Origin of the sequence: Paracoccus sp. J39 (genome assembly GCF_000518925.1) — a bacterium.
Classification (GTDB): Bacteria; Pseudomonadota; Alphaproteobacteria; order Rhodobacterales; family Rhodobacteraceae; genus Paracoccus.
On record NZ_JAEN01000002.1, the window covers coordinates 135030 to 149626 of the forward strand.

Annotated in this window: 11 protein-coding genes, 1 tRNA gene and 1 pseudogene; 8 read left to right on the forward strand and 5 right to left on the reverse strand. The window is 69.2% G+C overall.

The genetic code is table 11. The annotated features are described in order from the left end of the window. Nucleotides 1-18: 18 nt before the first annotated feature. From L632_RS0102635 to lpxB, 8 genes and pseudogenes are all read left to right on the forward strand, one after another. A complete protein-coding gene (locus L632_RS0102635) occupies nt 19-1020 on the forward strand; it encodes a MoxR family ATPase (protein ID WP_028712510.1) in 1002 nt (333 codons plus the stop codon). Next, the gene (locus L632_RS0102640; RefSeq protein ID WP_028712511.1) at nt 1017-1886 is read left to right on the forward strand and encodes a DUF58 domain-containing protein; all 870 of its coding nucleotides are present in this window, start codon (nt 1017-1019) and stop codon (nt 1884-1886) included. The genes L632_RS0102635 and L632_RS0102640 overlap by 4 nt, the downstream gene beginning before the upstream one ends. Next, nucleotides 1886-4635, forward strand: a pseudogene (locus tag L632_RS21975) (DUF4159 domain-containing protein). Before L632_RS0102640 ends, L632_RS21975 begins: the two are co-directional and overlap by 1 nt. Beyond that, on the forward strand, nt 4632-6740 hold the full coding sequence (locus tag L632_RS0102650) for a membrane protein (RefSeq protein ID WP_028712512.1): 2109 nt from the start codon (nt 4632-4634) through the stop codon (nt 6738-6740). Before L632_RS21975 ends, L632_RS0102650 begins: the two are co-directional and overlap by 4 nt. Before the next feature lie 65 nt (nt 6741-6805). Then, the gene (gene fabZ / locus L632_RS0102655) at nt 6806-7297 is read left to right on the forward strand and encodes a 3-hydroxyacyl-ACP dehydratase FabZ (protein ID WP_051416184.1); all 492 of its coding nucleotides are present in this window, start codon (nt 6806-6808) and stop codon (nt 7295-7297) included. Continuing rightward, a complete protein-coding gene (lpxA, locus tag L632_RS0102660; protein WP_028712514.1) occupies nt 7290-8075 on the forward strand; it encodes an acyl-ACP--UDP-N-acetylglucosamine O-acyltransferase in 786 nt (261 codons plus the stop codon). Before fabZ ends, lpxA begins: the two co-directional genes overlap by 8 nt. Beyond that, complete coding sequence (locus tag L632_RS0102665) at nt 8072-8869, forward strand: LpxI family protein (RefSeq protein WP_028712515.1); 798 nt, start codon at nt 8072-8074, stop codon at nt 8867-8869. Before lpxA ends, L632_RS0102665 begins: the two co-directional genes overlap by 4 nt. 165 nt (nt 8870-9034) lie before the next feature. Further along, nucleotides 9035-10198: a lipid-A-disaccharide synthase gene (gene lpxB / locus L632_RS0102670; RefSeq protein ID WP_028712516.1), complete on the forward strand. Its 1164-nt coding sequence runs from the start codon at nt 9035-9037 to the stop codon at nt 10196-10198. Here lpxB and L632_RS0102675 read toward each other — a convergent pair. The 5 genes from L632_RS0102675 to L632_RS0102690 form a co-directional block, all read right to left on the reverse strand. After that, nucleotides 10173-10523, reverse strand: a complete 351-nt coding sequence (locus L632_RS0102675; protein WP_028712517.1) for a RidA family protein — start codon at nt 10521-10523, stop codon at nt 10173-10175. The genes lpxB and L632_RS0102675 overlap by 26 nt on opposite strands. A 27-nt stretch (nt 10524-10550) precedes the next feature. After that, the gene (locus tag L632_RS0102680) at nt 10551-11297 is read right to left on the reverse strand and encodes a sulfite exporter TauE/SafE family protein (protein ID WP_028712518.1); all 747 of its coding nucleotides are present in this window, start codon (nt 11295-11297) and stop codon (nt 10551-10553) included. A 136-nt stretch (nt 11298-11433) separates the two neighbouring features. Then, nucleotides 11434-11634: a hypothetical protein gene (locus L632_RS24215; RefSeq protein WP_156929448.1), complete on the reverse strand. Its 201-nt coding sequence runs from the start codon at nt 11632-11634 to the stop codon at nt 11434-11436. 192 nt (nt 11635-11826) lie between these two features. Continuing rightward, nucleotides 11827-13665, reverse strand: coding sequence for a calcium-binding protein (locus L632_RS23415; protein WP_084648049.1), 1839 nt, complete (start codon nt 13663-13665; stop codon nt 11827-11829). Nucleotides 13666-14404: 739 nt separating this feature from the next. Continuing rightward, nucleotides 14405-14479 (reverse strand) — tRNA-Thr (locus tag L632_RS0102690). Nucleotides 14480-14597: the final 118 nt, after the last annotated feature.

Here is a 14597-nt window from a genome sequence, read left to right on the forward strand (position 1 = left end):
CAGAAACGGGGCGTTGTCATGGCCGAGAATGAGAAACTGGTTTCCGAAGTCCTGACGCTGACCGACCGTCTGGCGCAGGCCCGCGCCAGTGTCGAGCACCGCTTCGTCGGCCAGCATGCCGTGGTCGAGCAGGTTCTGGCCGCGATCCTGTCGGGGGGGCATGCGCTGCTGGTCGGCCAGCCGGGCCTGGGCAAGACCATGCTGGTCGATACGCTGGCCACCGTGCTGGGCCTCGATACCGCGCGCATCCAGTTCACCCCCGACCTGATGCCGGCCGACATCCTGGGCTCCGAGGTGCTGGACATCCGGCCCGACGGCACCCGCGCCTTTCGCTTCATCGAGGGGCCGGTCTTTACCCAGCTTCTGATGGCCGACGAGATCAACCGCGCCAGCCCGCGCACGCAATCCGCGCTGCTGCAGGCCATGCAGGAGGGCGAGGTCACCATCGGCGGCGAGCATCGCCCGCTGGGCCGGCCCTTCCACGTCCTTGCCACCCAGAACCCGATCGAGCAGGAGGGCACCTATCCGCTGCCCGAGGCGCAGCTGGACCGTTTCCTTCTGCAGATCGACGTGGACTATCCCGACCGCGACACCGAGCGCGCCATCCTGCTGGCGACGACCGGGACCGAACAGGGCCAGGCGCATGCCGTTTTCGACGCGGCGGGGCTGGTCGCGGCGCAGGCGCTGATCCGGCGCATGCCGGTGGGCGAGACGGTGCTGAACGCGATCCTCGACCTGGTGCGGGCGGCACGGCCCGGCGCGCCCGAGGCGCCGGGCTGGATGGCCGACACCCTGGTCTGGGGGCCGGGGCCGCGCGCCGCGCAGGCGCTGACCCTGGTCACGCGCGCCCGCGCCGCGCTGAACGGCCGCTTTGCGCCGACGCTGGACGACGTCGAAGCCATGGCCGCCCCGGTGCTGCGTCACCGCATGGCGCTGAGCTTCGCCGCCCGCGCCCGCGGCGAGACCATCGAGGGGGTTATCGCGCGCCTGCTCGACGACCGGATGCGGGCGGCGGCGTGAGACCCGCGGCCGATCAGCTTCGCGCCCGGGCCGAGGCTGCCTCGGCCGCCTTGCCGGCGCTGATGCTGTCGGCCGAGCGGCTGGCGGCGGCGCTGGTGCCGGGGGCGCATGGCCAGCGCCGTGCCGGCATGGGCGAGGATTTCTGGCAATACCGCCCCGCCACGGCGGGCGACACGGCACGCAGCATCGACTGGCGCCGCTCGGCGCGGTCGGATGCGCAATTCGTCCGCGACCGCGAGGCGCAGGTGGCGCAATCGGCGGCGATCTGGGTCTCGGCCGCGGCGGGCATGGATTACGCCGGCGGCGCGGACCGGCCAGCCAAGCGCGACCGCGCCGAGCTGCTGGCGCTGGCGCTGGCCATGGCGCTGCTGGCCGGGGGCGAGCGCGTGGCGCTGGCAGGCCAGCCGCCGCGCCCCGGCCGCCTGCAGGCCGAGCGCCTGGCCGAGGCGCTGGTCGCCCGCCCGGCGCTGGACCGCGACGAGGACGCCCCCCCGGCCGAGGCCCTGCGTCCCGGCCAGCGGATCGTTCTGTTCGACGATTTCCTGGGCGATCCGCAGCCGGTTCTGGACTACCTTGCCCGCGCCGCCGGCCTGGGGGTGCAGGGTGTGCTGATGCAGGTGCTGGATCCCGACGAGGACGGCTTTCCCTGGCGGGGGGCGGTGCTGTTCCGTTCGGCCTCGGGCGCGCTGCGCCACGACACGCGCGACGCGGGCGGGCTGCGCACGGCCTATCTGGCGCGGCTGGCCGAGCGGCGCGAGGTGCTGTCGCGCGCCGCCGCCACGGCGGGCTGGCATTTCGGCATGCACGATACCGGGGCACCGCCCTCGCAGGCGCTGCTCTGGCTCTGGTCGGTGCTGGAGGGCTGATGCTGCTGATCGGTCCCATCGGCTTCCTGACGCCCTGGATTCTCGCGGCGCTGGCGGCGCTGCCGGTGCTGTGGCTGATCCTGCGCGCCATGCCGCCCTCGCCGAAGCTGGTGCGGTTTCCCGGCACGCGGCTGCTTCTGGGGCTCAAGGATCCGCATCCGGTGGCGCGGCACACGCCCTGGTGGCTGCTTCTGCTGCGGGTTCTGGCGATCGCGGCGCTGATCCTGGGCTTTGCCGGCCCGGTGTGGAAGCCCTCGCCGGACCAGGGCGGGCAGGGCCCCCTGCTGATCGTGATGGATGCCGGCTGGGCCGCCGCGCCCGATTGGCCGCAGCGCCAGGCCCGCGCCCTGCGCGCGCTGGACCAGGCGGGGGCGGAGGGCCGGCCGGCGGCGCTGCTGGTGGGCGACGGCCGGGCCGAGGGCGCGCTGCCCTTCCTGCCCGCGACCGAGCTTGCCGCGCAACTGCGCGCCTTGCGCCCCGCGGCGTGGGAGACGCGCTACCCCTCGGATCCCGAGGCGGTGCTGGCCGGCGCGCCCGGCACCCTGTCGGTGCTGTGGCTCAGCGACGGGCTGGACCATCCCGGCCGGGTGGAATGGCTGTCGGCGCTGTCCGGGCGCGGCAGCGTCACTGTGGTGCCGCCGCAGGGACCCCGCCAGTCGCTGGAGCTGGTGCCGGGCGACCAGCCGGCGCTGCGGCTGCGTTCGACCGGGGCCGCCACGTCCGAGGTGCTGGCCATCGGCCTCGATCCGCAGGGCACCCCGCGCGAGCTGGCGCGGCTGCAGCCCGGCGAGGAAGCGGAGGATCAGGGCGTGACCAGCCGGCTGGTGCCCATCGCTCTGCCTTCGGAGCTGCGCAATCGCATCACCCGCTTCGAGGTCGAGGGTCATGCCTCGGCCGGGGCGGTGGTGCTGGCCGATGACTCCTTGCGCCGGCGCAAGGTGGCGCTGGTCGGCGACGACCGCGCCAGCGAAGGCCAGCGGCTGCTTTCGCCCCTGCATTACCTGCGCCGGGCGCTGGGCCCGACCACCGACCTGATCGAGGGCGGGCTGGGCGACGTATTGCAAGCCTCGCCCGACGTGATCGTGCTGGCCGACCAGTTCGGGCTGGCCGAGACCCAGGGCTTGCGCGACTGGGTCGAGCAGGGCGGGCTGCTGATCCGCTTTTCCGGCCCGCGCATGGCGGCTTCCGAGCGGCTGAGCGAGGAACCGCTCTTGCCCGTGCGCCTGCGCGCCGGCGGGCGCGATATCGGCGGCGCGCTGAGCTGGGGCGATCCGCGCACCGTCGCGCCCTTTGCCGCCGACGGACCCTTTGCCGGGCTTTCGGTGCGGGGCGACGCGACGGTGCGCGCCCAATTGCTGGCCGAGCCTTCGCCCGATCTTGCGGACCGCACCATCGCCCAGCTTTCGGACGGCACGCCGCTGGTCACCCGCGCGCCGCTGGGACAGGGGCAGCTGGTCCTGTTTCACACCACGGCGAACGCGGAATGGTCGAACCTGGCGATTTCGGGCCTGTTCGTCGAGATGCTGGACCGGCTGGTGCGCAGCGCGCGGGCCAGCGCCGCCGCGCCCGGGGCCGACCGTGCCGAACAGCCCTTCTGGCTGCCCGAACTGGTGCTGGACGGCTTCGGCCACCCGACCGAGCCGCAGGATCCGGCGCCGGTCGCTGCCGCCGATTTCGCGCGCGGCCCGGCGCCCGGCGCGCCCGCCGGGCTTTACCGCGGCGGCGAGCGCATGGCGGCGCTGAACGCCGGCGGGCCGATCGCGCCTGCCGACTGGCCCGGCGCCCGTATCGAGCGCGCGGCGCAGGCGCCGGGGCTGGACCTGCGCGGCTGGCTGATCGCGCTGGCCGCAGCACTTCTGGCGCTGGACGCGCTGGGCAGCGCCTGGCTGGCGCGCGGCAGGCGGGGGGCGCTGGCATGAGATGGCCTGCAATCCTTGCCGCGCTGCTCTGGGCCACCGCCCTCTGGGCGCAGGACGACCCCGATCCCCGGCTGGTGCGTGCCGCCGACGAGGTCGCGCTGGCCTATATCGTCACCGGCGATGCCGAGGTCGATGCCGCCACGGAGGCGGGCCTGCGCGGCCTGTCGCAGGTGCTGACCGCCCGCACCACCGTCGAGCCGGGCGAGCCCATCGGCATCGACCCCGAGCAGGACGATCTGTCGCTGCTGACCTTTCTCTATTGGCCGGTGACCGAGGCGCAGGCGCCGCCCTCGCCGCAGGCCTATGTGCGGCTGAACCATTTCCTGCGCTCGGGCGGGATGATCCTGTTCGACACCCGGGACGGCGATATTGCCGGGCTGGGCGGACCGGATGGCGGCGCGGCGCTGCAGGCGCTGGCCGCGCCGCTGGACATCCCGCCGCTGGCGCCCATCCCCTCCGATCACGTCCTGACCCGCAGCTATTACCTGCTCGGGGATTTTCCCGGCCGCTATCAGGGCCGCGAGGTCTGGGCCGAAGCGCCCCCCGCCGGTGCCGAGGCGGCCGAGGGCGTGCCTTTCCGCAACCTCAACGACGGCGTCTCTCCGGTCGTCATCGGCGGCAATGCCTGGGCCGAGGCCTGGGCGGTGAATGAGAACGGCCTGCCCATGTTCAGCATCGGCTCGGGCTTCGAGGGCGAACGCCAGCGCGAGATGGCCTATCGCTTCGGCGTCAACCTGATCATGTATGTGCTGACCGGGAACTACAAATCCGACCAGGTGCATGTGCCCGCCCTGCTGGAGCGGCTGCGGCAGGAGGAGGTCGTGCAATGAGCGGCCTGACCTTCGATCCGCTGCTGCCCTGGCCCTTGGTCGCGGCGCTGGCCGTGCTGGCGCTGCTGGTGGCCTTGTGGTCGCTGTGGCGGGGCTTGCGCGGCTGGGCCTGGCGCGGGATCGCCGGGCTGGCGGCCGCGGCCGCCCTGGCCGGGCCGGCGCTGGAATCGGGCATCCGCAGCAAGCTGTCGGACATCGTCATCCTGCTGGACGACCGCAGCGCCAGCCAGGCGCTGCCGGGCCGCGGCGAACAGACTGACGCGGCGGTCGAGGAACTGACCCGCCAGCTTTCGGCGCTGCCCGATACCGAGATCCGCCGCGTGACCGTGGCCGACGACCCGGACGGCACCCAGATCGGCACCGCGCTGACCCGGGCTCTGGCCGCCGAGCCGCAGACCCGAGTCGCCGGCGTGATCGCCGTCACCGACGGGCTGGCCCATGACGCGCCGATGGTCCCGGCCTCGGCCCCGGCGCCGGTGCATGTGCTGCTGACCGGGCAAGCGGGCGACTGGGATCGCCGGCTGGTGATCGAGGAGGCCCCGGCCTACGGGCTGATCGGCAAGCCCGTCACCATCCGCCTGCGCGTCGAGGACCAGGGCGCGGTTCCGCCCGAGGTGGCGCAGACCCCGGCCCGGCTTCGCATCCTGCTGGACGGAGAGGAGATGCGCGCGCTCGACCTGCCGCCCGGCGTGGCGCTGGACCTGCCGGTGGTGCCGAAGCATGCCGGGCAGAACGTGGTCTCGATCGCATTCGACGCGCCCGAGTCCGAGGTGCCGGAACTGACCGACCGCAACAACTCGGCCGCCGTGCAGATCCAGGGCGTGCGCGACCGGCTGCGGGTGCTGCTGGTCTCGGGCGCGCCGCACGCAGGGGAAAGAACCTGGCGCAACCTGTTGAAATCGGATGCGAATGTGGACCTGATCCATTTCACCATCCTGCGGCCGCCGGACAAGATGGACGGGGTCCCGGTCGACGAGATGTCGCTGATCGCCTTTCCGACCCAGGAGCTGTTCATGGAGCGGATCCGGGATTTCGACCTGATCATCTTCGACCGCTACCGGGTGCGCGGCATCCTGCTGCCGCAATATTACGACAATATCCGCCGCTATGTCGAAGAGGGCGGCGCCATCCTGGTCTCGGCGGGCCCCGAGATGTCCTCGGTGGAGAGCCTGAACCTGTCGCCCCTGGGCGCGATCCTGCCCGCGCGCCCCACCGGCCGGGTCTATGACGAGCCCTATCTGCCGCGCCTGACCGAGGAGGGCCAGCGCCACCCGGTCACGGCCGGCCTGCCCGGCGCCCCGGCCGAGGGTTCGGAAAGCCATTGGGGCCGCTGGCTGCGCATGTCGCAGGTGATCCCTGATCCGCGCGCCCAGGTGGTGCTGAGCGGCGCGCGGGACGAGCCGCTGCTGCTGCTTAGCCGCGTGGGCGAGGGGCGGGTGGCGATGCTGACCTCGGATCAGGTCTGGCTCTGGGGCCGCGGCTTCGAGGGCGGCGGGCCGCAGCTGGAGCTGCTGCGCCGCATCGCCCATTGGTCGATGCAGGAGCCGGAGCTGGAGGAAGAGGCCTTGCTGGCCGATGTCGGCGGCGACCTGACGGTGACCATCACCCGCCGCACCATGAACGTGACCGCCGGCCCGGTCCGCATCACCCGCCCCGACGGCGAGACCGAGGAGGTCGCGCTGGCCGAGGCTGGGCCGGGCCGCTTCACCGCGCGCTGGACGGCGCCGGGACCGGGGCTTTACCGGCTGGCGGATGGCGATATCACCCGCGTCCTGGCGCTTGGCCCCGCCGCGCCGCGCGAATTCGAGGAAACCGTGGCCTCGGGCGCGGTTCTCGGACCGCTGGCCGAGGCGACGCAGGGGGCTGTGCTGCGGCTTTCGGACGGCATGCCCGGCCTGCGCACGGTGCGCGAGGGCCGGCCGGCGCATGGGCAGGGCGTCGGCGGTCCGTGGATCGCCATCACCCCGCGCGAGGCGGCCTCGGTCAGCGGCATGACGCATCGCCCACTGTTGCCCGGCTGGGCTTGGCTCGCGCTGATCGCCGGGCTGGCGCTGGCGGGCTGGCTGTCGGAAGGCCGCGGGCGCCGGACGGCCGCAGGGGGCTGACGCCGCGAAACTTGCCAAGATCGCGCGCCGTTGCTAGGCAAATGAAAACATTCCAAGAGGATCGCATGGCCGCCGCCCCGAACGATGACCAGACCGCCTATATCCCGCCGACCGAAGTCGATCTGGCGATGATCAAGCGCATCCTGCCGCATCGCTATCCCTTCCTGCTGGTGGACCGGGTCCGCGACATCGTGCCGGGCGAAAGCTGCGTCGGGGTCAAGAACGTGACCTCGAACGAGCCGCATTTCGAAGGGCATTTCCCGCAGGAGCCGGTGATGCCCGGCGTGCTGATCATCGAGGCCATGGCCCAGGCCGCGGCGGTGCTGGTGGGGGTGACGCTGGACCTCGCCGGCAAGGGGATGGGCACCTATTTCATGTCCATCGACAAATGCCGCTTCCGCCAGAAGGTGGTGCCGGGCGACGTGCTGGAACTGCACATGAAGACCCTGCGCGGCGGCGGCAAGATCTGGAAATTCGAGGGCCGCGCCATGGTCAACGGCCAACTCGCCGCCGAGGCCGAGGTCATGGCCATGCTGAACCGTGGCGACAATGGCTGAAACCCGCGTCCATCCCTCGGCCGTCGTGGACCCCGCCGCGAAGATCGGCGAGGGATGCGAGATCGGCCCGTTCTGCGTCCTCGGCCCCGAGGTCGTCCTCGGCCGGGGCGTGGTGCTGAAATCCCATGTCGTGGTGGCGGGCGAGACCGCGATCGGCGACGAAACCGTGGTCTTCCCCTTCGCCTCGCTGGGCGAGGTGCCGCAGGACCTGAAGTTCCGCGGCGAGCGCACCCGGCTGGAGATCGGCGCCCGCAACCGCATCCGCGAATATGTCACCATGAACCCCGGCACCGAGGGCGGCGGCAGCGTCACCCGCATCGGCGACGACGGCCTTTTCATGGCGGGCAGCCATGTCGCGCATGACTGCCGGATCGGCGACCGGGTGATCCTGGTCAACAACGCCTCGGTGGCCGGCCATTGCGTGCTCGAGGACGACGTGATCGTCGGCGGCCTGTCCGGCGTGCACCAATGGGTGCGCATCGGCCGCGGCGCGATGATCGGCGCGGTGACCATGGTGACGGCCGACGTGATCCCCTTCGGCCTGGTGCAGGGGCCGCGCGGCCACCTGGACGGGCTGAACCTGGTGGGACTGAAGCGCCGCGGCGCCTCGCGCGAGGAGATCCACGCACTGCGCGACATGCTGGCGCAGCTGGGCCGGGGCAGTTTCCGCGACACCGCCCGGCATCTGGCCGAGGCCGAGAACGGGCCGATGGTGCGCGAGGTGCTGGACTTCATCCTCGGCCCCTCGGACCGCAGCTTCCTGGCGCCCCATCCATGAGCCGCATCGCCCTGATCGCCGGCGAGGGCCGCCTTGCCCCCGCCATCGCTGCCGCGCTGGACCAGCCGCTGGTCTATGCGCTGGACAACCTGAAACCGCAGCTCGAGGCGAAGCCCTTCCGCCTGGAACGGCTGGTGCCCTTCCTGGACGAGCTGGCCGACCAGGGCGTGACGCAGGCGGTCTTCGCCGGCGCCATCCGCCGCCCGAAGATCGAGCCCGAGCTTTTCGACCCCCGCACCCTGACCATCGTGCCGCGCATCCTGATGGGGATGCAGTCCGGCGACGACGCGGCGCTGCGTGCGGTCCTGGACGTCTTCGAGGAGGCCGGCATATCCATTTGTTCTGTAGACCAGATCCTTCCCGATCTGGTGCCGGGGGAAGGTGTTCTGGCGGGCGAGCCGAGCCCGCGCGACCAGAAGGATGCCGCCCGCGCCGCCGAGATCGTCGCCGGCCTCGGCGCGCTCGACATCGGCCAGGGCGCCGTGGTGGCGCAGGGGCTCTGCCTTGCCGTCGAGGCGCTGCCGGGCACCCAGGCGATGCTGGAATTCGCCCGCCTGCATGCCGGGCTGAAACCCGACCCGAAAGGGCCGGGCGGCGTGCTCTACAAGGCGCCCAAGCCCGGCCAGGACCGGCGCATCGACCTGCCGACCATCGGCCCCGATACCGTCACCCAGGCCGCCGGGGCCGGGCTGGCCGGGATCGCCTGGGAGGCGGGCAGCGTTATCCTGCTGGAACGAGCCGAGGCAATGCGTCGCGCCGAAGCCGCGGGGCTGTTTCTCTGGGCGCGCGGGTGACATGAGTATTTGGGAAACGGTGAAAGTGGCTTGCTTCACCGTTTCCAAATACTCAAGTGACAGTGACGCGAAAGCGGCAGGAGGGTATGTGGGGCACGAAGAAGTCCGGATCGCTTCTCTGTTTTTCAAATACCCATGTCGGGGCATGGCAAGCGGAGCGGCGCGATGAAATTCTTCCTGATCGCCGGCGAGCCCTCGGGCGACAACCTGGGCGGTGCCCTGATGGCGGGGCTGAAAAGTCTCGATCCAGCGGCCGAGTTCCTGGGTGTGGGCGGCCCCGCCATGGCGGCGCAGGGCCTCGAGAGCCGTTTCCCGATGGAAGAGCTGAGCCTCATGGGCATCTGGGAGGTGCTGCCGAAATACCGCGCGCTGAAGGCCCGCATCGCCGAGACCGCCCGTGCCGTCGCCGAGGCCCGGCCCGACGCGCTGGTCACCATCGACAGCCCGGATTTCTGCCTGCGCGTGGCGCGTCAGGCGCGGGCGCTGGCCCCGGATCTGCGCACCATCCATTACGTCGCGCCCTCGGTCTGGGCCTGGCGGCCGGGGCGGGCCGGGAAGATGGCCGAGGTCATCGACCATGTGCTGGCGATCCTGCCCTTCGAGCCGCCGCTGATGCAGGCCGCCGGCATGAGTTGCGATTTCGTCGGCCATCCCATCGTCGCCGAGCCGGTGGCGGGCGAGGCCGAGGCGGCGGCGTTTCGTGCCGCGAACGGCATCGCGCCGGATGCGCCGCTGGTCTTGTGCCTGCCGGGCTCGCGCCGGACCGAAGTGGGGCGGCTGGGCCCGCGCTTCGACGAGGCGCTGATCCGGCTGCGTGACCGGGTGCCCGAGATTCGCGTGGTGATCCCGACCGTGCGCGGCGTCTCGGTGCTGGTGCGCGAGATGGCGCGGCGCTGGCCGACCGCGCCGGTGGTGGTCGAGCGGCCCGAGGAGAGGCGCGCGGCCTTTGCCGCGGCCGATCTGGCGCTGGCGGCATCGGGCACGGTCAGCCTGGATCTGGCCGCCAACGACGTGCCCATGGTGATCGGCTATGACGTGGCGCCGCTCAGCCGGCTGATCATCGGGCTGTTGCTGAGGACCGACACGGTGACGCTGGTCAACCTGGTCAGCGAGACCCGCGCGGTGCCGGAATATCTTGGCCGCAACTGCCAGCCGGGGCCGATGTCGCAGGCGCTTTATCGGCTGGTCGAGGATCCCGAGGAGCGGGCCGTGCAACTGGCCGCCATGGCGCTGACCATGCAGCGGCTGGGGCGCGGCGGCGAGCCTCCCGGCCTGCGCGCCGCGCGTTCGGTCATGGCGGCGATCAGTTCTGCGCCGCGACCACGATGATCTCGACCTTGTAGTCGGGCGTCGCCAGCGCCGATTCGCCGGTGGCGCGGGCGGGGGCGTGGCCGGGCGCGACCCAGGCGTCCCAGACGGCGTTCATCTCGGCGAAATCGGCCATGTCGGCCAGCCAGATCTGGGCCGAGAGGATGCGGGTCTTGTCCGAGCCGCATTCCGCCAGCAGCCGGTCGACTTGGGCCAGAACCGCGCGGGTCTGCCCGGTCACCGATTCGCCGGGCTTGCCGACCTGGCCCGCCAGGTAGACGGTGCCGTTATGGATGACCGCCTGGCTCATGCGGGGGCCGGTCTCGATGCGCTTGATTTCGGACATGGAAAATCCTTTCGGGTTGGGCTGGCGTCAGAAGAGCCGCCAGAGGAACAGCGCCGTCATGCCAAAGCCGATGGCCGCGATCAATGCCCGCAACGCGTGGACAGGGATGCGCCGCGCCACCGGGGCGCCCAGATAGCCGCCGAGGATGGTTCCGAGGCTCATCACCGCCGCCGGCCACCAGGCGACCTGCCCGCCCGCGGCGAAGATCGCGAAGGAGATCACCGACAGCGCGAAGGACAGCCAGTTCTTCAGCCCGTTCATCTGGTTCAGCTGGGTCATGCCCCAAAGCGCGAAGAGCGCCAGCAGGACGATGCCTAGCCCGCCGTTGAAATAGCCGCCGTAGATCGCGACCGGCACCATGGTCCCGGCGCCGAAGGGCGCGACCGCGTTGCGGTGCTGCGCCGCCCATTCCCGCACCTGCGCGCCCCAGATGAAGACCGAGGTCGCCGCCAGCAGCAGGAAGGGCACCAGCAACGCAAAGGCCTGGTTCGACGAGACCAGCAGCAGGCAGGAGCCGACGATGCCGCCGACCAGCGTCCAGAAGGTCAGCCGCAGCACCAGAGCGCGATCGATCTGCGCGATCTCGTTGCGGAAACCCAGGGCGGCGGACAGGTAGCCCGGCAGGGCCGCGACCGTGCTGGTGGCATTGGCCGAGACCACCGGCACGCCGCTGGCGACCAGGGCAGGAAAGGTGATGAAGGTGCCGCCGCCGGCGACGGCGTTCAGCATTCCGCCCAGAAAGCCGGCGGCAAGCATCAGCAAAATCTCGGTCATTCGGGGCGGCTCCAGATCGTGTCGGGCGCCCATGCTTAGCCTTGCGGTTCCGGGGCGTCCAGCCATGCGGCGCCGACAAGGAAAACGCCCGGAGACAGGCTCCGGGCGCATCATGCACAGTCGAGCCTGGCCCCGGTCAGAAGATGCCGGTCAGGTACAGCAGGATGATCACGAAGATCGGAACGCCAAGAAGCCAGGCGATGATGCCCTTCATTTTTGTTCTCTCCCTTTCTGGTCGAAGGCGGAACGCGGCGTGGGGGCGATGGTTCCCCGGCCGGGCTGCCCGTGCGGACCGGGCTGCACCCGAGGAGCTTCGATGCAGAGCGACGAAGCTCAACGGCGAAATCTTCCGCAGGCTCGCTGGCTGGGCGGCGCCACTGCCGCCACCGGCCCGCCTGATTGCCCGGCTGCGAGAGCCGCCGGAACCGGAGCCAATGGTCGGGGCCCGCACCACCCGTGGTTCGGAACTAGCATCCGCTCAGGCCAGGGAAACCGAAAACGGAAATCGGTTCACCGGTGCGGTCAGGCATCACAGCAGGAAGTCGTCGGCGGATATCGACGACAGGCCGTTGACCTGCACCGAGAAGTCGGCCCTTCCGTCGCCATTGACATCGCCGTAAATGACGAGATTGGCCCCTTGCGCCTCATATCGGAGTTGGCCGGCGGTGTTGCTGAACCCCCGGTCACCGATGAACGTGAAGGCGTGATCGCCGGCTGCGGCGCTGTTTGCATCGATCAGCCGCAGGTCGATCACATCCCCCTCGGCGCGATTGAAATCCATGATCAGGTCGCGCTCGGCGCCTGCTGCAGAGTCGAGCACATCCCTGAAGATGAAACTGTCCGCGCCGGCACCGCCATACAGCCAGTCCTTTCCCAGGCCGCCGGTCAGGTTGTCATCGCCGTCGCCACCGCGCAGCGTGTCGTTCCCCTGGTTGCCGAACAGGATGTCGCTGTCGGCGCCGCCGTAAAGCACGTCATTGCCCATGCCACCATGCAGCGAATCCCTTCCAGGACCGCCCTGGAGAAGATCATTGCCTTCCAGGCCGAGCAGAAGATCCGCGCCGGCGCCGCCGTAGATCGTGTCGTCCCCTATGCCGCCGCGGGCGAAGTCGTTGCCATCCCCCGCGTGGATGAGGTCGTTGCCGGCGCCGCCAAAAATCGAATCGTTGCCGAGATTGCCGTAGATGGTGTCGGCGCCATCGCCGCCGTGCAGTTCGTCCAGACCGTTGCCGCCTTCGACGTAATCATTTCCGGCGCCGGCAAAAATGGTATCGTCTCCGGCGCCTCCGGAAAGGAAGTCCTTGCCGCTGTTGCCATGGATCAGATCATTGCCCGCCTCGCCTCTGACCGTATCGTCGCCAGGGCCGCCGTGCAGCCGGTCATTGCCATTGCCGCCGAAGATGATGTCATTCTCGGATCCCCCGAAGATGAGATCGTGCCCGTCTCCTCCGTGCAGGGTATCCGCATCGGACCCGCCCGAGATTGTGTCATGCCCAGGGCCGCCGAATATCAGGTCAAAGCCCTTGTCGCCCTCGATCAGGTCGTTGCCGTCGCCGCCATAGACGGTGTCGTTGCCCATATGGGCCCGGATATAGTCGTTTCCGGCGCCGCCATTGATCAGGTCGTGCCCGCGTTGAGCGACGATCAGTTCATTGGCAATTCCGCCCTGAAGATTCAAATTCTCGGACAAGCTTGCAGATATGGAAACGATGCGCGCCGGATTGAATTGCGAGGTCATATGCGTTGGAAGGAAGTTCACCGGGTTCTCATAGCGAACAACCGGAAGCACATCGGGAAGGACATGGTCCCAGGTCAGGAAATGCTCCTCATCCTGCCACATCCCGTTGGCATTCTTGACCTGCCGCGCGCCCTCGAGGGCGTATAAGGCACGTCCGCCCTGCTGATTGAAAATTTGCAGCCATTGTTGTCCAAGATAGCTGACAATGGACACGTCGAAACCGGTAATGGCGCCAGGATTATGCAGATCGAGCCGCTGGTTGGCGATCCAGATCTCATCCGAGCTCCCGTCAAAATCGTCCAGCCTGCCGACCACCGTTCCCTTCATATTGGCAAGGTTGTCGAAGAAAAACCGATCACGCCCCGCTTCGGCGAAAATATGATGCCCGTGCTGAATGAAGCGCGATCCGATCACGCCCATATCGAGCCGGAAGGTATCGTTTCCGCCCTCCGCATGGATATGAATCTGATTTTTGGTCTGGCCATCCGTCCTGACAAAAAACGTGTCATCCCCGTCGGTTCCGTGGCCGTGCTTAGCGCCGCCGTTGCGTGAATCGATGGTGTATTCCGAGCCGGCTGTGCCGCCCCCTCCATGACCGGGGTGATGGCCATCGTGGAATTGCGCAGTCATGGGAAGCCCTTTTTCGGTGGTGGATGTTGTCCGTGCACCATGGCCAGCCGTGGGTTAACAGAGTGTTAACGGCAATCCGTTAACAGTTTATAAATTGAAGAGAAATTTAACGGTTGATCTGTGCGGCAAGGAGTAACGATAAGGCGCTCCTTGCAGAGCGCCTTTCTCGTCCATCGACAGGTTCAGTAATTTGATAGGATTATAAGAGCGGGCGTTGCCTTGCGGTTTGCGATCAAGCCCTTTCCGTATAATATATTATAATTTCCGGTGGAAAAGTCGTTAAATTTTCATCAATTCTTGTGCTTTTAGCGTTCGCCGAAGAACCTCTTGCCGGCGCCTGAGCGCGTCAAAGCCAGCAGATAAACCAGTCGTTGTTCGGCAGAGGCGGGAGGCATGCGGTCTTATGCCATCGACGCTTGGAAGAGGCTTGTGTGATCCGGGCTGTCAAAGACGGGATCTCGTCCTCCGACAGCGGCAAGCAGACCTGCGAAGGCACCGAAGCGGGCAGAGGACGGATGCGCGCGCGCCGGGAGGCCGCCTTGGCCGCCGCGATGGCAAAGCTGATCGCGGGCTCACGGCACCCATGAGGGCGATGCATGGCGGCTGATTTACGAGGAACGTCGCGAATCCGCGTATGTGCGGATAGCACAGGAGAACGATGGGTCCTCTCACAAATTCCGCAGTGAGCTTTTGGAATCCGTGTGGTTCCGCGCCCATCTATTTGTAATATGTGGATAAATGGTGCTGCGAGAGAGGATTGAACTCTCGACCTCTCCCTTACCAAGGGAGTGCTCTACCACTGAGCTACCGCAGCATCGTGGGCGGGGCTTTAGACCGACTGCGCCGGGCGCGCAAGGGGGAAGTGTCGGAAAAATGCATTTCGCCAATCGTCGCCGATCCGGCCCGGCCGGCCCAGCCGCTGCTGGACGCAA